Source organism: Halomonas sp. EF61 (genome assembly GCF_040147045.1).
Lineage (GTDB): Bacteria > Pseudomonadota > Gammaproteobacteria > Pseudomonadales > Halomonadaceae > Halomonas > Halomonas litopenaei.
In genome coordinates this window covers 347108-366634 of the sequence record NZ_JAMSHM010000004.1, presented here as the reverse complement: position 1 = coordinate 366634, position 19527 = coordinate 347108, and the positions used below count along the sequence as shown (strand labels likewise).

General features: G+C 66.3%; 15 protein-coding genes. 6 read left to right on the top strand and 9 right to left on the bottom strand.

The features are described 5' to 3' along the window. The first annotated feature begins 28 nt into the window (after window positions 1-28). From ptsP to NFI08_RS21215, 4 genes are all read left to right on the top strand, one after another. Window positions 29-2602 carry a phosphoenolpyruvate--protein phosphotransferase gene (gene ptsP, locus NFI08_RS21230; RefSeq protein ID WP_349591423.1) on the top strand — a complete coding sequence of 858 codons (2574 nt, stop codon included), beginning with the start codon at window positions 29-31 and terminating at the stop codon, window positions 2600-2602. Next, entirely contained in the window at window positions 2599-4311 is a 1713-nt protein-coding gene (nagE, locus tag NFI08_RS21225; RefSeq protein ID WP_287165299.1) for an N-acetylglucosamine-specific PTS transporter subunit IIBC, read from the top strand. Before ptsP ends, nagE begins: the two co-directional genes overlap by 4 nt. Window positions 4312-4499: 188 nt before the next feature. Then, window positions 4500-5303 carry a Cof-type HAD-IIB family hydrolase gene (locus NFI08_RS21220; RefSeq protein ID WP_287165297.1) on the top strand — a complete coding sequence of 268 codons (804 nt, stop codon included), beginning with the start codon at window positions 4500-4502 and terminating at the stop codon, window positions 5301-5303. Window positions 5304-5420: 117 nt separating this feature from the next. Continuing rightward, window positions 5421-6602, top strand: coding sequence for an AGE family epimerase/isomerase (locus tag NFI08_RS21215; protein WP_108449058.1), 1182 nt, complete (start codon window positions 5421-5423; stop codon window positions 6600-6602). A gap of 63 nt (window positions 6603-6665) precedes the next feature. Here NFI08_RS21215 and NFI08_RS21210 read toward each other — a convergent pair whose 3' ends face one another. The 6 genes from NFI08_RS21210 to NFI08_RS21185 all read right to left on the bottom strand — a co-directional run bounded on the left by NFI08_RS21210 (window position 6666) and on the right by NFI08_RS21185 (window position 13831). Then, window positions 6666-7736 carry a YcjF family protein gene (locus NFI08_RS21210; RefSeq protein ID WP_222517170.1) on the bottom strand — a complete coding sequence of 357 codons (1071 nt, stop codon included), beginning with the start codon at window positions 7734-7736 and terminating at the stop codon, window positions 6666-6668. Continuing rightward, window positions 7733-9124, bottom strand: coding sequence for a YcjX family GTP-binding protein (locus NFI08_RS21205; protein WP_349591422.1), 1392 nt, complete (start codon window positions 9122-9124; stop codon window positions 7733-7735). The genes NFI08_RS21210 and NFI08_RS21205 overlap by 4 nt, the downstream gene beginning before the upstream one ends. 20 nt (window positions 9125-9144) lie before the next feature. Then, window positions 9145-10347, bottom strand: coding sequence for an MFS transporter (locus NFI08_RS21200; protein ID WP_108449061.1), 1203 nt, complete (start codon window positions 10345-10347; stop codon window positions 9145-9147). Between the two features lie 52 nt (window positions 10348-10399). Further along, window positions 10400-11419 (bottom strand): GlxA family transcriptional regulator, encoded by a 1020-nt coding sequence (locus NFI08_RS21195; protein ID WP_240184245.1) that lies wholly within the window; start codon window positions 11417-11419, stop codon window positions 10400-10402. A 218-nt stretch (window positions 11420-11637) separates the two neighbouring features. Beyond that, entirely contained in the window at window positions 11638-13233 is a 1596-nt protein-coding gene (locus tag NFI08_RS21190) for a solute:sodium symporter family transporter (protein WP_045992933.1), read from the bottom strand. 379 nt (window positions 13234-13612) lie between these two features. Beyond that, window positions 13613-13831, bottom strand: coding sequence for a hypothetical protein (locus NFI08_RS21185; RefSeq protein WP_045992932.1), 219 nt, complete (start codon window positions 13829-13831; stop codon window positions 13613-13615). Between the two features lie 102 nt (window positions 13832-13933). On the opposite strand from NFI08_RS21185, the gene NFI08_RS21180 reads away from it, so the two are divergent. Further along, entirely contained in the window at window positions 13934-14488 is a 555-nt protein-coding gene (locus NFI08_RS21180) for a DUF924 family protein (protein WP_108449062.1), read from the top strand. A gap of 244 nt (window positions 14489-14732) precedes the next feature. Next, window positions 14733-14972 (top strand): GlsB/YeaQ/YmgE family stress response membrane protein, encoded by a 240-nt coding sequence (locus tag NFI08_RS21175; RefSeq protein WP_045992930.1) that lies wholly within the window; start codon window positions 14733-14735, stop codon window positions 14970-14972. A 112-nt stretch (window positions 14973-15084) separates the two neighbouring features. On the opposite strand, the gene NFI08_RS21170 is transcribed toward NFI08_RS21175, so the two are convergent. From NFI08_RS21170 to NFI08_RS21160, 3 genes are all read right to left on the bottom strand, one after another. Beyond that, window positions 15085-16503 carry an amidase gene (locus NFI08_RS21170; RefSeq protein WP_108449063.1) on the bottom strand — a complete coding sequence of 473 codons (1419 nt, stop codon included), beginning with the start codon at window positions 16501-16503 and terminating at the stop codon, window positions 15085-15087. 140 nt (window positions 16504-16643) lie between these two features. Further along, a complete protein-coding gene (gene gabT, locus NFI08_RS21165) occupies window positions 16644-17936 on the bottom strand; it encodes a 4-aminobutyrate--2-oxoglutarate transaminase (RefSeq protein ID WP_108449064.1) in 1293 nt (430 codons plus the stop codon). A gap of 89 nt (window positions 17937-18025) precedes the next feature. Then, the gene (locus tag NFI08_RS21160; RefSeq protein WP_045992927.1) at window positions 18026-19465 is read right to left on the bottom strand and encodes an NAD-dependent succinate-semialdehyde dehydrogenase; all 1440 of its coding nucleotides are present in this window, start codon (window positions 19463-19465) and stop codon (window positions 18026-18028) included. Between the last annotated feature and the right edge of the window lie 62 nt (window positions 19466-19527).

The following is a 19527-nucleotide window of genomic DNA, read 5'->3' as shown; positions in this document are numbered from 1 at the left end:
TCACTACGACAATCATACGGAGCCGATCATGACTTCCAGCAATGTCACTCTGGTGGCGCCGGTCAAGGGGGTGGTAGTCCCCCTGGCCGACGTGCCGGACCCGGTCTTTGCCGAGGGTACCCTCGGCCAGGGCATCGCCCTGGATCCCCTGGGCGGTTGCCTGCACGCGCCCTGCGCCGGCGAGGTGATTCAGTGTGCCCGTACCCATCACGCCTTCACCATCAAGAGCGACGAGGGCGTCGAGGTACTGGTTCATCTTGGCCTCGACACCGTCGCCCTCGAAGGCAAGGGCATCGAGCCCTGCGTCAGCCTGGGCCAGCGCATCGAGGCGGGTGAGCCGCTGTGCTACTTCGATGTGGATCAACTGGTACGCGAGGCGGTATCGCTGGTGACACCACTGGTGGTACTGGATGCCGGAGGTCGTGAGTGGGTGTCGCTGGACCTGCGTGCCGGCGATATCGTCCAGCGCGGTGATCCGCTGGTGGTGTTGGGCCCCGAAAGGCTTGCCGATGATGTCACCGATGAAGAAGGCGGCGATGGCCAGGTGCTGGAGCGCTCTCTGGTACTGGCGATCGAGTCAGGGTTGCACGCCCGGCCGGCGGCACGCCTGCGTGCCATCGCGCGTGATCACCAGGTGAGCCTGAGCCTGTTGCGCGACGCTCGCACGGCCAGTTCGGATAGTGTCAGCGCCCTGATGAACCTGGGGCTCGAGTGCGGCGACGACGTGGTCATCAGAGTCAAGGGGCGTCAGGCCGACGCGGCCCTGGCGGCAGCGATGGCGCTGTTGACCACGCCGGAAGGGCATGGCCCAGGGCAGGCGGAGGCCGCCGCTTCATCGGCAGCGCCCAGCGTCGATCTGCCCGCCGGGCTGCTCGCAGGTCTTGTGGCCAGCGCCGGGATCGCGACCGGTCCGCTGGCGACACTGTCGGTCAAGTTACCCGAGGTACCGCTGGAAGGGCTGGGGCGCAAGCTGGAAAGTCCGCGTCTGAAAGAGGCGCTCGAGCGTGTCGGGTGCCAGCTGGAGGCCGCCCGAGAACGCGCCGAACGCAGTGGTCAGACCGCCGAGGCGGAGGTGTTCGAGGCGCACCAGGCGTGGCTTGAAGACCCTGACCTGGTGGCCTCGTCGATCAGCCGCCTGGAAGAGGGGCTAAGCCCTGGCCAGGCCTGGCGCGAGGCGCTGGACGCCGAGGCCGATCGGCTGCGGGCCACTGGTAACCCCATCCTGATCGGGCGGATCGCCGACCTGCGTGATCTGCAACGCCAGGTGATGCTGGAATTCAGCGAAGGCGAGGGCAGCGGGTTCGGTGATATCACCCCCGGCGCCATCGTCGTCGCAGAGGATCTGACACCATCCACGTTCGTCGATCTCTGCGCCCTGGCGCCGGCAGGGATATGCCTGGCCGCCGGAGGCACCACCTCCCACGTGGCCATCATGGCCAGGGCCAGAGGATTACCGTGCCTGGTCGCCATGGGCGGCGGCCTGATGGAAGCGACCGAGTCGTGTCTGGATCGGGCGGTGGTGCTGGATGCCGACAACGGCCGGCTGGAACTCGAGCCCGATCAGGCGCGTCGCGATCAGGTGGTGGCGGATATCGCCGCCCGCCAGGCGCGTGCCGAGGAAGAACGTGCCGAGGCTCACCTGGAGGTGGTCACCCGGGACAACCGCATGATCGAGGTGGCGGCCAATATCGGCAGCGCCGAAGAAGCCCGCGAGGCTAGCGACTGTGGCGCCGATGGTGTCGGCCTGATGCGCTCGGAATTTCTGTTTCTGGGGCGTGACGCCGCGCCCGAAGAAGACGACCAGCGCCAGGAGTACCAGGCCAGCGTCGATGCGCTGGGCTCCAGGCCGGTGATCATCCGAACCCTGGATATCGGCGCCGACAAGCAGTTGCCGTATCTCACCCTGCCCGCCGTTCCCAATCCGGCGCTGGGCGTGCGCGGCATGCGCCTGTGGCAGACCCAACCGGCTCTGCTGGACACCCAGTTGAGGGCCTTGCTCGGGGTCAAGCCCTTGCGGCATCTGCGCATCATGGTGCCGATGGTCAGCGATGCCAGCGAACTCGAGTGGGTGCGCGAACGCATGGAGGCGCTGGCCGCCGAGATGCGGCTGACCGAACTGCCGCTGCTCGGCGCCATGATCGAGGTGCCCAGCGCAGCGCTGTGCTCCGCCGCCATGGCCAAGGTCGCGGACTTCCTGTCGATCGGCACCAATGACCTGACCCAGTATGGCCTGGCCATGGACCGCGAGGATCCTCAGCTGGCGGCCCAGGCCGACGTGCTGCATCCCGGAGTGCTGCGGCTGATCCAGGCCACCCTGTCGGGCACCGCCAACCGCTGCCCGGTGGGGGTGTGTGGCGCCGCGGCGGGTGACGACCTGGCCGGCCCGCTGCTGGTGGCCATGGGCGTGTCGGAATTGTCGGTGGAGCCGTCGCGTATCGCTTCGGTCAAGGCCCGCCTGCGCAGGCTTGATGCCGCCGTGATCGCGCGTGAAATCGACACCCTGCTGGCAATGCCCGATGCGGCCTCGGTGCGCAAGGCTCTGGCACCGCTGGTGGACGCCGCCCTCGACGTCGAACCCACACCCGAGAGGATCCTGACATGACCACCTCCTTTGGTTCACGCCTGATGGCGGCGCTTCAGCTGCTCGGGCGCTCCTTGATGCTGCCGATCGCGGTGCTGCCGGTGGCCGGCCTGCTGCTGCGCCTGGGCCAGCCGGACCTGCTGGACATCGCCTTCGTCGCCAGCGCCGGTCAGGCGATCTTCGCCAACCTGGCGTTGATCTTCGCCATCGGCCTCGCCGTCGGCTTTGCCGACGACAGCAACGGCGCGGCGGGGCTCGCCGGGGTGATCGGCTATCTGGTGCTGGACGCGGTGCTGCAAAGCCTCAACCCCGAGATCGACATGGGGGTGCTGGCCGGCATCATCATGGGTACCGTGGCCGGGCTTCTGTACAACCGCTTCAAGGCGATAAAACTGCCCGACTATCTGGCCTTCTTCGGCGGACGGCGCTTCGTGCCCATCGCCACCGGCCTTGCCGGGGTGGTGCTGGGGATCGCCTTCGGCTGGGGCTGGCCGCCGATCCAGCACGCCATCGACACCCTGGGACACTGGCTGATCGACGCCGGCGCCTTTGGCAAGTTCGTCTATGGTGCGCTCAATCGACTGCTGATCGTCACCGGCCTGCACCACGTGCTCAACAGCTTTGTGTGGTTCGTGTTCGGCAGCTTCGGTGACGCCACCGGTGACCTCAATCGCTTCTTCGCCGGTGACCCGGCGGCGGGTGGTTTCATGGCCGGCTTCTTCCCGGTGATGATGTTCGGTCTGCCGGCGGCGGCACTGGCCATGTACCACACCGCAGACAAGGGCCGTCGCGCCCAGGTCGGCGGGCTCTTGATGTCACTGGCGCTGACCGCCTTCCTGACCGGGGTGACCGAACCGATCGAGTTCACCTTCATGTTCCTGGCGCCGCTGTTGTACGCCTTCCACGCGCTGATGACCGGGCTGAGCATGGCGATCATGCAGTGGCTCGACGTCAAGCTTGGCTTCACCTTCTCGGCCGGCGCCTTCGACTACGCTCTGTCCTACGGTCTGTCCACCAACGGCTGGCTGATGCTGCCGGTGGGGCTCGCTATCGGTAGCGTCTACTACGTGCTGTTCCGTTGGGCGATCGTGCGCTTCGATCTGCCGACGCCAGGGCGTGAGCCGATGGACGAGGGCGTCAAGGTACAGGCCGAGGACCTGGGCGAGCGGGGGCCGGCCTTCGTCACGGCACTCGGCGGTGCCGCCAACCTCGAGGCCGTCGGTGCCTGCACCACACGCCTGCGGCTGGTGCTCAAGGAGCCGGAGCAGATCGACGAGCCGGCACTCAAGGCGCTGGGCTCGCGTGGCATCATGCGCCTCGGCGGAGGTGGCATCCAGGTCATCCTGGGACCCATCGCCGACAGCGTGTCCGATGAGATTCGCGCCGCCATGGCCGCCGAGGGCCAGACCCCGCCGGTGGGCGCCGACCCCGCACCTATCGCCACCGGCGTCCCCAAGGTGGTGAGCGCCAAGAGTCTCAATGACGAGCAGATAGACGCCTGGACCCGAGCGCTGGGTGGCTCGGACAACGTTCGCGCGCTGGAAGCCCGGGCGGCGACCCGTCTGCGCCTGGAGGTCGGCAGCGACGGTGCGCTGGACGAGCAGGCGCTGGCGCAGCTGGGTTGTCACGGCGTGATGCGAGTAGCCGATGGCGTCTGGCACCTGGTGGTGGGCAAGGACGCCGAGGCCCTGGCCGGTGGTCTGCACCAGGCTGGGCTGGCAGCCCGCTGAGTGGCAGCCCACTGAGTGGCAGCCCGCTGGGTGGCGGGTGGCTGGTGGCGAGTGTGATGCGCCCGCCACCTGCGGTCATCTCGCCTTACCGCTAGCGGCGGCACACTTCAGGGTGTGCCGCCGCTGGCGTTCTACGCCTGGCCATCTGGTGTAGACTTCCCCGTTCCCCCTGAAGACCCGGAGTCGCCATGCTGCCTCACCTGATCGTGTCCGACCTCGACGGTACCCTGCTGGGTGCCAACCATGACCTGGCCGAGCTGACCGTCGAGACCCTGCGTCGACTGGCCACCGACGGCCACAGCATCGCCCTGGCCTCGGGCCGTCATCATCGCGACATGATCGGCTTTCGCGATCGCCTGGGGGTGGACGCCCATATCATCTCCAGCAACGGCGCCTGGACACTGGACCCGAACGACCGCTGCGTGCGGTCGGCACACCTCGCCCCGGAGCTGGTCGAGGCGCTGATCCAGTTGCCGCGTCATCCCGACGTACGCCTCAACATGTACCGCGACGAGGCCTGGGTGATCGATGATCACGCCCCGGGCCTGCTGTCGCTGCACGAGGCCACTGGCTTTGGCTACCGGGTGGAAGGACCGGGAGAGATGGACGTCCAGGGGGTCGGCAAGGTGCTCTACATCGGTGACCCCAGTCTGCTCGCCGACATCGAAGCCGGCGCCCGGGAGGCGGCAGGCGAGGCGCTTCACATCACCTACTCGATGAGTCATTCGCTGGAGATCATGGCCGCCGGGGTCAACAAGGGCACCGCCGTCTCGGCACTGCTTGACGACCTCGGCATCCCCGCCACCCGTTGCCTGGCCTTCGGCGACAACCTCAATGATCTGGAGATGCTGGCGCTGGCCGGCGAGGCCCAGGTGATGGCCAACGCCCATCCCAGGCTGGCCGAGGATCTGCCCGAGGCCCGCGTGATCGGTCACCACGCCGAGGCAGCGGTGGCCCAGCACCTGCGGCAGCGGTTCGGGCTGGACGGCTGACGGGGCGGCCGAGGCAAAGGCAGCGCGCTACACTGAGGCCACACTTGGGGCAGTGGTGGGGCGGCGGCCTAGCGCCGTCATACCGAGGTCTTGCATCCCCCGTAACAGGAGGCAGTGATGAACGGATTTGACCCGATGTTTCTCGATCGCCATGTGCGCGACACCATGGCGTTCTATCATCCGCGGGCGATCGATCCGCACGGCGGTTTCTTCCAGTATTTTCGTGACGATGGCCACATCGTCGACGCCGGACATCGGCACCTGGTCTCGAGTACGCGTTTCGTGGTGACCTATGCTCGCTTTGCTCGCCAGACCGGCAATCCCGAGTATCTGCACTGGGCCCGCCATGGTCTGGCCTATCTCGAAAAGGCCCACTTCCAGACGCGCCATCAGGGCTACGCCTGGACCCTGCGCGATGGAAAGGTCGAAGACCCCACCCATCACTGTTACGGCCTGGCCTTCGTGTTGCTGGCCTACGCCGAGGCCTATCGCGCCGGCATCGATGAAGCCTACGAGGGTATCGGTCGGGTACACGCCATGCTCGACAAGCGCTTCTGGGAACCCCAGTGGCAGCGCTTCGCCGATGAGGCAGATGAGCACTGGAATCTCAGCGACTATCGCGGCCAGAACGCCAACATGCATGGTTGTGAGGCGCTGATCGCCGCCTTCGAGGCCACCGGCGAGACCCCCTATCTGGACCAGGCCATGGCCATCGCCCGCGCGATCACCAAGGCCAGCGATGACCATCCCCATGGCTGGATCTGGGAGCACTACAACCGCCAGTGGCAGCGCGACTTCGACTACAACCGCGACGATCCCAAGCATCTGTTCCGTCCCTGGGGCTATCAGGTGGGCCACCAGACCGAATGGGCCAAGCTGCTGGTGCTGCTGGCACGCTATCGCGATGATGCCTGGTTGATCCCCACCGCCGAGCGGTTGTTCTCGAGCGCCTGCGAAGCGGGCTGGGACAGGACCCATGGCGGCCTGGTCTATGGCCTGGATCTCGACGGGCAGGTATGTGACGGCGACAAGTACTTCTGGGTCCAGGCGGAGAGCTTCGCCGCGGCCGCCGTGCTCTGGGAGGTCACCGGCAAGGCCAGCTATCGACGCTGGTACCAGCGGCTGTGGGACTACAGTTGGCAGCACATGATCGACCACCACCATGGCGCCTGGGTGCGTATCCTGACGCCGGACAATCGTCGTTACGACAACCTGAAGAGCCCTGCCGGCAAGGTCGACTACCACACCATGGGCGCCTGTCAGGAAGTCATGGAAGTGCTCGAGCGGCTGGATCGCTAGGCATCTGTCATCGGCGCCGGCCGATGCCATGTCATTGCCGGCGCTCCACACCGTCCTGGGCCGTCAGGCGTCCTTCTTCGGTGCCTCCATGCGCCTGAGCTGGCGCCACAGATCGCGGCGCAGGTCAGCCACTCGGGGGCGCTCGTCAGGGTCGAAGGCCAGCGGGCGCACCAGACGCTGGGTGCGCAGCCCCAGACGTGCCCCCAGCAGCCCCACGCCGAGGCCCTGGGCGGCGCGGGTGGACAGCCGCCCGGCCAGGTCCAGCGACAGCATCTGCATGCTGGCGTCGGCGGCAAGCTCGGTGGCGCCGGCGAAGGCCATCTGATAGAGCACGCTGCGCAGCAGGCGTACCCGGGCGGCGTAGCCCAGCTCCAATCCGTAGAGTCGGCACAGGCGATCGATCATCGCCAGGTGGCGCCAGGCCACCAGTGCCATGTCGACCAGGGTCAGCGGGCTGACCGCCACCATCACGGCGGTCTCTCCGCTCATGCGCGAGATCAGCCGGCGCGCCTCTCGGTCACGGGGGGCGAGCAGATGGTGGGCCACCAGCGCCTGCAGGTCACGGCCGTCATGGTGGTCTTCACGGGCGGCCTCGAAGGCCAGCCAATGGGGATCGTCGTCGCCGAGGGCCAGCTGATGCTTGAGCCGTCTGACCATCGACAGTGCGTCCCTGGGGGAGCGCGACGGCAATTCGGCCAGGGATTCACGCAACTGGTCGTGGCGCTTGAGGCGCCTGAGGCGAAACAGCTCCCGACTCAGGGCGAGCCCGCCAAGGCCGATGGTGGCAAGTCCCAGCAGTTGCCAGCCGGTGGCGATCAGGTCACCGCCTGCCAGGGTAGCGGGGACCCCGGTCACCAGTTCGGCGCCGCCTAGTCCCACCGCCGCTCCCAGTACTGCCATCAGGCCCCAGCGGCGCTTGCGTGGGCGTCCCAGAGAGCCCTCCAGATCTACCTTGGTATCGGTTTCCGGCGCCTCGGCCGGGGTCAGCGCTCGGCTGTCCAGGTGATCGTCGAAGCGCAGGCCCGGACGCGGGTCACTGAAGGTGGTGTTGTCGACGCCGGCAGCGGAGGGCGCATCGTCGTCATCGGCAAAGCGTACCGCAGGGCGCGGGTCGTCACGGCTATCTCGAGTCATGCGAGCTTGTCTCCAATCAGCCAGTCCAGCGCCAGGTCCATGCGAATATGGGGCAGCGCACCGGTGGTCGAGGGCTGAGGGCGGAAGGCGGTGAAATCGAACCCCTGGCGATCCCAGAAGGCCGGGTCAGGCAGGCGGCTGGGCACCTCGCCGGGGAAGGCCAGCAAGGGCTCGCCTTCCAGGGTGACGCCCTTGAGCGCGGGGGATTTCCTGCCCTGGTGGGTGACCTCGCGGGCCTCGGTGGCGCGAATGGCCGCCAGCGACATGGCCTTGACCGGAATATTGGCGTACTTGAGGTTCTTCAGCGGTTCGGCCAGCAGCGCCTCGAGCAGCCCGACCAGACGGGCATGCTGTTCCGGGGTCACGTGGTCGGCCTTGGTGGCGGCGATGGCGAGGCGGTCGATGCGTGGCGTGAACAGCCGCGAGAACAGGCTGCGCTGGCCGTAGTTGAAGCTCTGCATCAGACGATGGAGCGCCTTGGACAGATCCTCGAAGCGTTCCGGCCCGGCGTTCAGTGCCCCCAGCACGTCCACCAGCACGATCTGGCGATCGAAGCGCCGGAAGTGCTCGCGGTAGAACGGCTTGACGATATGTTGCTGGTAGTAGCTGAAACGCCGGGCCAGGGTACGGTAGACGCTGGTCTCGGGCAGCCTTTCGAGGTCGTCAGGCGATGCCTGCTCCAGCCCCGGCAGGGGGAAGAACTGCAGCACCGGGGCGCCGGACAGCTCCCCCGGCAGCAGAAAACGGCCGGGCTGAAGGTCGGAGAAGCCGGCCTCCCTGGCGGCGCGCAGGCCTTCGGCGTAGCGCTCGCTGATCTCCGCCAGGCGGGCCTCGTCGGCCTCGTCGTCGAGCCGAAGTTCACGCACCGCGCTTTCCCAGTCGGCCAGCATGGCGCGCCTTGCTGGCCCCGCCGCGTCCCACTGGGCGAGGCTCCAGCTCAGGAAGTCGTGGTCCAGCAGCGGCAGGTCGAGCAGCCACTCGCCAGGATAATCGAACAGGTCCAGGGTCAACTCGGCGGTATCGGGTCGCAACCACTGCTGGCGACCAGGGCGATAGCGAATCTTCAGGCGCAACTCGCTGATGCCACGGGTGGGCTGGGGCCACTCGGGAGGCGTGCTCTCGAGGCTGGCGCGGGCTCGGTCGAAGGGAAACCTGGGGACCGCGAGATCCTGCTGGGAAACGCGCTGGGCGCCCAGCAGGCGCCCCTCGCGGCTGGCCGTGAGCAGGTCGAGCCGCGCCTCGAGCCCGGCGTGACGCAACTGGTCCACCAGGGAGGTCAAGAATGCCGTCTTGCCGGCCCGAGATAGCCCGGTCACCGCCAGACGCAGCTGGCGGTCTCGGCCGCGCTCGATCAGGTCCATCAGATCACGGGTCAGGTCCGTTGGCATTGCCACTCCGTCGGTGAAAGTTATTCCTTAATCTGGGGGCGACCGGCGTCAAAGGCAAGACGCTGCGCCGCGATCAGTATCAGCGGCAGGGCAGCCATCGGCAACAGCCACAGATTGAGCGTCTGCCAGCCCAGCCACTGGATCAGCGGGCCGGCCGCCAGGGCGGTGATCGCCGCAGTAGAAAACACCAGGAACTCGTTGGCGGCCTGAACACGGGCCTTTTCTGCGGGCAGGTGACACTCGGTCAGAAGGCCAGTGGCCGGCAGAAAGGTAAAGTTCCAGCCCAGTCCCAGCAGGATCAAAGTGACATTGAAGCCCGCCAGGCTGGAGGGTGCCAGGGCGCTGAGGGCACTGGCGCAAAGCAGCACACAACCCAGCGCGATCATGCGTGTCGTGCCGAACCGCTGGGTCAGTTGGCCGGTGAAGAACGAGGGCGCGAACATCGCCAGCACATGCCACTGAATCGTCATCGAGACGTGGTGAAAGGCGTGGCCATCGGAGGCCATGGCCAGGGGGGTAGCCGTCATGGCCAGGTTCATCACGCCGTAGCCGATCATGGCGGCGAGTACCGCAAGCCAAAGCTTGGGCTGTGCCAGCAGCTCCCCGAGCGGACGTCTCTTGCCATGACGGGTGCTCGGGTCCAGCGGGGGCAAAGGTACCACCAGCAACAGGGCCAGGGCGATGAGGTAGAGCGCTCCCAGGCCGATGAAGCTTCCGAGAAAGGGCGTCGTGACAGCATCCTGACTGATACGCGCAAGCCAGGGGCCGAAGAAGGCGGCCAGCACACCACCGCCCATGACCAGACCGATGGCCCTGTCCCTGGCGCCGCTCGGGGCCAGCTCGATCGCCGCGAAGCGATAGAGCTGACCGAAGCCGATGCCCACGCCAATTGCCATGGTCGCCACGGCGAAGGCGGCGAAGTGATTGGCCAGCAGCGCCAGGTAGGCGGCTACCGTGCCGGCGAAGCCGATCAGGTTGCCGATCACGAAGCCTCGCTTGCGCCCCAATCGGCCCATGATCAAGGAGGCCGGCAGGGTGGCGAGCATCAACCCCAGCCACTGAGTCGCCACCGGCAGGGTGGACAGCCAGGGCGAGGGCGCCAGGCTCTGGCCGATCAGCGGTGAGACGGCGATCAACAGAATGTTGCCGCTCACCAGCAGCGCCTGACACAGCGACAGCAGAAGCACACCGCCGGGGAGGCGGGATGAAGTCACAGGGGGCATGGCGGAGTCTCCGGTAATGAAGGTCGTGGATAAAAAAGACTGAGGCGGTAGCTCAGCGATGGTTCGCTGAATCGGCGCCGAAGCGCGCACGGTAGACCGATGGCGAAACGCCATAGTGGCGATGGAACTGGCGTCTCAGTTGTTCGCTGGTGCCCAGGTGCCAACGTGAAGCGAGGCGTTCCAGCGAGGTTTCGCCACGCACCAGTTCGCGCCGAGCCGCCTCCAGGCGCAGTCCGGTGAGGTACTCGCCGGGACTGGTGTCCAGGTGGTGGCGAAACAGCCGGGTCAGGTGGCGTGGGGTGATCTTCAGGCTGTCGGCCATGTTCTCCAGATCGAAGGAGCCGCCGGGGTCGGCGTGCAGCCGATCGATCAACGGGCGCAGACGGGGGCCGCAACGATGCTGGCGAGACAGCAGTTCGCTGAACTGGGACTGGCCGCCGGGGCGATGGAGGAACATCACCAGTTCGCGGGCCACCGCTGCGGCGGCTTCTGCGCCCAGATCACTCTCGACCAGCGACAGCGCCAGGTCGATGCCGGCGGTGACCCCGGCGCTGGTGTAGCGCCCGCCGTCATGGACGTAGAGCGCATCGGCCTGGACTCTTACCTGCGGAAAGTCGTCGGCAAGCCGTCGACAGTGGCGCCAGTGGGTGGTGGCGCTGCGTCCGTTAAGCAGGCCCGCATCGGCAAGCAGGAAGGCGCCGGTGCAGACGGCGCCCAGGCGCCCGAGGTGCGGCGCCACCCGCGTCAGTCGTTCGCGCCAGCGCTGTTGCTGGCACTGGACGAAGACGCCGTGGCCCCCGGCGATGAGCAGGGTGGTCAGGTCGCGGCCGTTGCCGCCAGCATCGGGGGCCTCGTCGAGTTCGCTCTCCCACCCTTCCCAGTCAAGATCCGGCAGCAGTCGCAGACCGCCGTTGGTGACCAGTTCGCTCGCACTTCGGCCGATCAGACGTAGCCGGTAGGCAGTCTTGCCCAGCACGTCGTTGGCGCTGGCGAAGACCTGCCAGGGGCCGCTGACGTCGAGCATCTGACAGTCGGGGTAGGCCAGCAGGGCGACGTTTCGAGTCGTGGTCACGATGGGGGCTCCAGAGAAGGGGGGACGCACCTGACAACGGCGCGACAGCGAATCTCTGGAGTCTGGGGGAGGTCAGGAATGTCGGCAAGGACCATTACCCCACCGATATGGACATGCGGTGTCCACAACGACGACGCCCCGCCTTGACAGGGCGGGGCGTCGCGGTCAGAGCAGACCGTGGTGACGGTCAGGTTCTGGTCCGTCGGAGATCGGGAGCATCAGCCGGCAAAGGCCAGGTAGATGGCGATGACCAGGATGACCAGCACGATGCCCGCCGGCACGGCGCCCTTCCAGGGCGTCAGGTCGACGGCGCCCACGTCCTCCTGCTTCCAGGCCTCGGCGCGCGGGCGCAGCTTGCCGATCACCAGCATCAATGCCACCAGCAGCACGAACACCAGGGCGACGAAGTGGAACTCGTGCATGATCACCGGCAGCTTGTTGAAGGGCGGGATGAAGTAGCCACAGAAGATGGCCAGACAGCCACCCACCAGGGCGATCTTGGCCGCCATGGGGGGCACACGACGGGTCAGCAGGCCGACCACCACCACCGCCAGGATGGGGATGAAGTAGATGGCGTTCATCTTCTGCAGGTAGCCGAACAGGCTTTCCTGACCGGCCAGCAGCGGCGCGATGATCATCGCGGAGATGGCCATGATCCAGCCGAACACCTGGCTCGACTTGACCACTTGGGCCTCGGTGGCGTCCTTCTTCAGTACCGCCTTGTAGAGGCCCAGACTGAACAGGGTGGTGGTGGAGTTCAGCGCCGAGTTGAAGGAAGACAGGATGGCGCCGACCATCACCGCGGCGAAGAAGCCGGTGAGCGGCGCCGGCAGCACGTTGAACACCAGGTGGCCGTAGGCCGCGTCAGCCTTGACGCCCTGATCGGCGTACAGGTGGTAGGCGATGATGCCCGGCAGGACCAGGTACAGGGGCCCCAGCAGCTTGAAGAAGCCGGTCAGCAGCACGCCCTTCTGGCCCTCGGCCAGGTTCTTGGCGGCGAAGGTCCGCTGGATGATCTGCTGGTTGGTGGTCCAGTAGAAGACGTTGATCAGGAAGACGCCGGTGAACAGGGTGAAGAAGGGGACGCTCTGCTCGCTGCCACCGATGGAGTTCATCTTGTCGGGGTTGGATTCCTTGAGGATCTCCCAGCCGGCGAGCACACCGCCGCTGTCGCTGACCGCCTGAAGGCCGAAGTAGACGATCACAAAGCCACCGATCAGCAGGCCGACGCCATTGAGGGTATCCGACACGGCAACGGTGCGCAGGCCCCCGAACAGGGCATAGATGGAGCCGATGATGCCGACGATCCACACCGTCAGCCACAGCAGGGTGGTGCTGGATTCGATGCCGGTGAGCCCGGACAGGTCGAGCATGCCCTGCAGGCCGATGGCGCCGGAGTAGAGGATGATCGGCAGCAGTACCACCGCGTAGGCGATCAGGAAGATCACGTTGGTGATCAGCTGGGTGCCCTTGTCGAAGCGAATCTCGAGCAACTGGGGCAGGGTGGCGATGCCGCTTTTCAGAAAGCGCGGCAGGAAGAACAGCGCCAGCGCCACCAGCGCCATGACCGCCACCACCTCCCAGGCCATCACGCTGAGGCCATCGGTGAAGGCGGAGCCGTTGAGGCCGACCATCTGCTCGGTGGACAGGTTGGTCATCAACAGCGAGCCGGCGATCAGCGGGAAGGTCAGGCTGCGGCCCGCCAGGAAGAAGCCGCTGGTGCTTGAATGGTCGTCACGGCGGGTGATGCGCCAGGTGATGAAGGCGACCAGTCCTGTAAAGAACAGGAAGGACGCGAAGGTGAGTAGGGGCATGGTGTCATCCTTGCGGTCGTTGTCCGGTGCGGCGTGGTCGTGAGCCACCTCCCAAAGGGGGCATGGCGATTACCGCACTTGGGTCGATGTCCGTGCCGAGCGCCAGCTGGCAGGCCAGTGGCGCCGACACCCAGGAAGTATCTTTGCAGCGCTTGCGTCATCCTGCCCGCTGCAGTGCATCTTTTGGCGCTGAAGCAGCGCGGGTTCGCGCAGTGTCGCATTGACGTCAAGTCGGTGGAAATTCCGAAAGTCTTCGTCTTTTTCCAGAAAGACGTCGAACTTAAAGGATTAAGTTAACCGACGGTTGCGTATTCCAACTACGTGATCGCAAGTCTAATCGGCTCTCCGTGGCGAGCCATACGTCTTTTGTCGCAGCGGGTCAGTTTGGTGGAGCTGCTGAAATCGGCACAGGCTCGATGATGCCGAACAGTTGCAGCAGTGTCGGCGTTGCCGCGATGATAAAGCCGCACAGGGCCAGTGCACGACCGGGCCATCGGCGCTGCGGGTGGCGTGCCAGGTGAAGGCCGAGCAGGCAGACCAGCAAGCCCGTGAGATGAAACACCACGGCGAGCGATCGAAGCAGTTCAAACGAGGTCATGGGCTGTCCCTGGGCATCCTGTGGCAGAGGGGCGACGTGGCGGAATCCGCGAGCGAAAGGGCGCGGCCGCCTGGGTCACAAGCGAGCGAAGGGGAGTCTGCCATGACCGACAGGGTGGTGCGAGCCGACGAAGTGATCGAGTTCTGGTTTCAGACGCTGACACCAAAACAGTGGTTTGCCAAGGATGATGCGCTGGATGGCCGTATCCGCGATGACTTCGGTGCGACCCTGGCGGCGGCGGCCGCCGGCGAGACCTGGCAGTGGCGTACCTCGGCCCGCGGGCGGCTGGCGGAAATCCTGGTGCTCGATCAGTTTTCTCGCAACATCTACCGCGGCGAGCCGCGAGCCTTCGCCTGTGACGGTCAGGCCCTGGTACTGGCCCAGGAGGCGGTGTCCCAGCGCGCAGATCGGGTGCTCGATCCTCCCTGGCGAGCCTTCCTGTACATGCCCTATATGCACAGCGAGTCGTTGCGTGTGCACGACGAGGCGCTGCGCCTGTTCGACCAACCGGGACTCGAGCACAACCTGCACCACGAGCATCGCCACCGCGAGGTGCTGGTGCGTTTTGGTCGCTATCCTCAGCGCAATGAGGCGCTGGGACGAGCGTCCACCGCCGAGGAACTGGCCTTTCTTGCCCAGCCCGGCAACCGATTCTAGACGCGACGAAGGGCCTGTCATCGGCGCTGACCCAGCGTCACCGGACGGTATTCGTGCTGTCGCGTCTCACATTACGTGACATATCCCTACTTTCGTATGCATTGATGTAATGGTATAGCTGTGAACGGTGAAGATCGTCCCCGGGCGATCGACGCGGCACCTCGCGCCCTGGTCAAGGGATTTGGTCGAAGGAGCGAGGGTGAATGATTCGCAAGTTTCCATTCAGTGACGAAAGGAGAACGCAATGAGCTTTATCGCGTGGTTGATCATCGGTGGTCTGGCGGGCTGGATCGCGGGCAACATCATGCGTGGCGGCGGCTTCGGCCTGCTCGGCAACATCGGCGTCGGCGTGGTGGGTGCCCTGATTGGCGGCCTGCTGTTCAGCCTGGTGGGGCTGTCCAGCGGCGGCTTTATTGGTTCACTGGTCACAGCGGTGGTGGGTGCCGTGGTGCTGCTGTGGGGTGTGGGCAAGCTACGAGGTTAGCGCGCTCTGATCAGCGACCGAATGGCGGCGACTCGCCGTCATCGCAAGGGGCCCGGTGCACTGCACCGGGCCCTTGTCGTAGCTGGCCCCTGCCAGGGGCCTGATGCACCGCTCAGCCGGCGCGCTGGGCCGGGTCCGGCAGGGTCGGGAAGCGCGGCGGATGCGCCTCGAGAAAGGCGTGGCAGGCGCGCAGTACCCGGGCGTCGTCGAACTTGCCGCCGGCCAGCTGGAAACCCACCGGCAGGCCACGGTCGGTGAAACCGCAGGGTACCGAGGCGGCCGGCTGCTGGCTCAGGTTGAAGGGGTAGGAGAACGGCGCCCACTCCTCCCAGTCGCGCATCTGGCTACCCGGCGGCACCTGGTGGTTGATCTCGAAGGGGCTGATCGGCACCGAGGGCGTCATCAGCAGGTGGTAGTCCTGGTTGAACTGCTCAAGACGCATGGTCAGCTCGGCTCGGGCCGCCTGGGCGCGAAACAGCTCCACGGCCTTCCACTCTTCTGCACGCAGGGCGTTCTCGTAGAGGCCGGGGTCCAGCTTGGCGCGTTCGCTGTCGCTGAGCTGCGAGACCATCTCCAGCGAGGCGGTGAACCACAGCCGCTGAAAGATCCATAGCGGCGAGGGCAGCTCTGGATCCACCTCGCAGATCTCCGCGCCCAGATCCCGCATGCGATCCGCCGCTTCTCTGACCCGTGTGGCGACCTGAGGGTCCACCTCGGCGAAGCCCAGATCGGTGGAAAAGGCGATGCGCAGTCCCTCGAGCCCCTTGCCGATATCCTGGCCCCAGTCCTCCGGCTGGCCCCGGGTGGCGTAGGGATCGACATAGTCGTAGCGGCCAATGACATTGAGCATCGCCACGGCGTCGTCGACGCTGCGGGCGATGGGCCCGATATGGGACAGCGTCGGTTCTTCCGCCGGCGGCCACTGGGGCGTCCAGCCGAAGGTCGGCTTGAAGCCGAACACCCCGCAGAAGGCGGCAGGAATGCGGATCGAGCCGCCGGAGTCGCCGCCCTGGTGCAACACCCCCATGTTGAGGGCCGCTGCGGCGGCAGCACCGCCGGACGAGCCTCCCGCGGTCAGGCGGGTATCCCAGGGGTTGCAGGTGGCGCCGAACACCCGATTGTCGGTGACCGCCTTCCAGCCGTCTTCCGGGGTGTTGGTCTTGCCCAGCAGGATGGCGCCGGCCTCTCTCAGGCGTTTCGCCGGTGGCGCGTCGGCATCGCAGGGCTCGCTTGAACCCAGCAGCGAGCCGTTGGACGTCGGCATGCCGGCCACGTTGGTCAGATCCTTGAGCGAGACCGGAACACCGTCGATCGGACTCAGCGGCTTGCCCTGGCCCCAGCGACGTGCCGACGCCTTGGCCGCCTTTTCGGCACCCTCGGCGTCGACGTAGGTGTAGGCATTGACGGCTTCGTTGAAGCGCTCGATGCGCGCAAGCGCCGCCCGGGTGGCTTCCAGGGGGGAGGCGTCGCCACTGCGATAGTGCTCCGTCAGCGCGGCAACGCCCAGAATGCCCAGTTCGTCCTCTTGCATGGTCGGGTCCCTCGCGTCCATGGATGGACCCTTACCCTAGCTTGATTCGGCATAGTGTTGCCAACCCCCACAAACGACGACGCCACCGGCGGGGCCGGTGGCGTCATCGGCTGACGGCTCAGGCCGTCAAGGCTTCACGATCAGGCGGTGGCGGTGGCTTCGCTGCCGACCAGGGCCTTGAGGTTCTGCTCGACGATGTCCAGGCCTTCCTCGAGTACCTTGTCCTCGATGGTGACCGGCATCAAGAAGCGGATGGTGTTGCCGAACATGCCGCAGGACAGCAGGATCAGGCCCTGCTCCCGGGCGCGCTTGCACAGGGCTGCGGCGAGATCCGGAGCCGGCTGACCGTCCTTGCCGTTGAGTTCAAAGGCAGCCATGGAACCCAGGTTGCGCGGGTGGACCACGGCGTCGAAGTCGCTCGCCCACTGGGCAAAACGCTTGGCCAGCTTGTCGCCCAGCGCCTGGCTCTTGGCCAGGATGTCCTCTTCCTCGAACACCTCCATCACCGCCAGGGTCGCGGCGCAGGACACCGGGCTGCCGGAGTAGGTGCCGCCCAGCGAGTTGCCGCCAGAGGCGTCCATGTGCTCGGCGGTGCCGACCACGGCGGAGATCGGCATGCCTGCGGCCATGCTCTTGGCCATGGTCATCAGGTCCGGCTTCACGCCGCTGTGCTCGATGGCGAACATCTTGCCGGTACGACCGAAGCCGCTCTGGACCTCGTCGACGATCATCAGGATGCCGTGTTCGTCACAGATCTCGCGGATCTTCTCGAGGAAGCTCTGCGGAGCGGGGTAGAAGCCGCCTTCACCCAGTACCGGCTCGAGCACGATGGCGGCGGTGTCCTTGGGGTTGGCGTCGGTCTTCAGCACCATCTTGAGGCGACGCACCGCCTCTTCCTCGCTGATGCCGTGTTCGGCCACCGGGTAGCCGGCGCGGAACACGCAGCCCGGCATGGTGCCGAAGTCGCTGGCGTAGGGGGCAACCTTGCCGTTCATCGCCATGGTCATGAAGGTACGGCCGTGGTAGCCGCCGTCGAAGCAGATGACGTTGTTGCGGCCGGTGGCGGCGCGGGCGATCTTGACCGCGTTTTCCAGCGCCTCGGCGCCGGAGTTGGCCAGCATCACCTTGGCCTCACCGCGCACCGGGGTGATCTCTGCGAGCTTTTCGGCGACCTTCACGTAGCCCTCGTAGGGCATCACGGTCTGGCAGGTGTGCATCACCTTGTCGAGCTGGTCCTTGACCGCCTGCACCACCTTGGGGTGGCAGTGACCGATGTTGAGCACGCCGATACCGCCGGCGAAGTCGATGAAGCGGTTGCCATCGGCATCCCACAGTTCGGCGTTCTTGGCGCGGTCGGCGAAGGCGGTGGCGGGGCTGGCCGCGCCCTTGGCGACGTACTTGTCCTTGAGTTCGTTCAGCTGAGCGTTATTCATGTCGTGACTCCTTTGAGGGCACTGAATGTATAGGGTAGACGCTAGGTCCGGGACACGCAGGGCGTGCCCCGGGGAGACAGGGCTGGCCCTTAGAGGCCGCCGACACAGGCGTACTTCAGCTCTGTGTACTCATCGAGGCCATGGCGTGAACCTTCGCGACCGAGACCCGATTCCTTGACGCCGCCGAAGGGGGCGAGCTCGGTAGAGAGGATGCCCTCATTGATGGCGACCATGCCGTACTCGAGTTGTTCCATGGTGCGCCAGATACGGCGATAGTCGGTGGCATAGAAGTAGGCGGCCAGACCGAATTCGGTGTCGTTGGCCATGGCGATGGCTTCGTCGTCGCTGGAGAAGCGGAACACCGGGGCCAGCGGCCCGAAGGTCTCTTCCCGGGCGACACGCATGTCGGTGGTCACGTCGGCCAGCACCGTGGGCTGGAAGAAGGTGCCCTCCAGGGCCTCACCGCCGGCGACCAGGCGGGCACCGTTGTCGAGTGCGTCAGCGATATGCGACTGCACCTTGTCCACCGCTGCCGAGTTGATCAGGGGACCCTGAACCACACCGTCCTCGAGGCCGTTGCCGACCTTCAGCTCGCCCACGCGCTTGGCCAGCTTCTCGACAAAGGCATCGTAGACGCCGTCCTGAACCAGGAAGCGGTTGGTGCATACGCAGGTCTGGCCGGAGTTGCGGTACTTGGAGGCGATGGCTCCCTCGACGGCGGCGTCCAGGTCGGCGTCATCGAAGACGATAAAGGGCGCGTTGCCGCCAAGCTCCATGGAGGCCTTCTTCACGGTGTCGGCGCACTGGGCCAGCAGGATCTTGCCCACCGGTGTGGAGCCGGTGAAGGACACCTTGCGCACTCGGGCATCGCCGGTCAGTACCGGGCCGACTTCGCGCGGGGAGCTCGAGGTCACCACGTTGAGCACGCCGGCGGGGATGCCCACGTCTTCAGCGAGCTTGGCCAGTGCCAGGGCGGTCAGCGGGGTGGCCTCGGCCGGTTTGACCACCACGGTGCAGCCGGCGGCCATGGCCGGAGCGCACTTGCGGGTGATCATCGCCAGCGGGAAGTTCCAGGGGGTGATGGCGGCGACCACACCGACCGGCTCGCGGAATACCAGGATACGCTTGTCGGGTCCGTGGCCCGGCAGGGTCTCGCCAGCCACACGCTTGGCTTCCTCGGCGTAGAACTCGACGAAGGCAGCGCCGTAGGCGACCTCGCCACGGGACTCGGCCAGCGGCTTGCCCTGTTCACGGGTCATCAGTTCGGCCAGGGCTTCCTGGTGGTCCATGATGCTGTTGAACCAGGCGCGCAGCAGGGCCGAGCGTTCCTTGGCGGTCTTGCGCTTCCAGCCGGCCCAGGCCGCATCGGCGGCACCGATGGCTTCGCGGACTTCCTCGGCGTTCAAGTCCGGCACCTCGGCCAGGGTCTCGCCGGTGGCGGGATTGGTGACGCTGAAGTGGCGATCGGCGTCACGCCACTGGCCGCCGATGTACGCCTTGTCGATGATCAGGTCCTGAACGTGGGACATGCGGGAGCTCCGGAAAGGGTCAGAGAAGAGGGGTGTTATGCCATGATTGACGAGTGTGCATT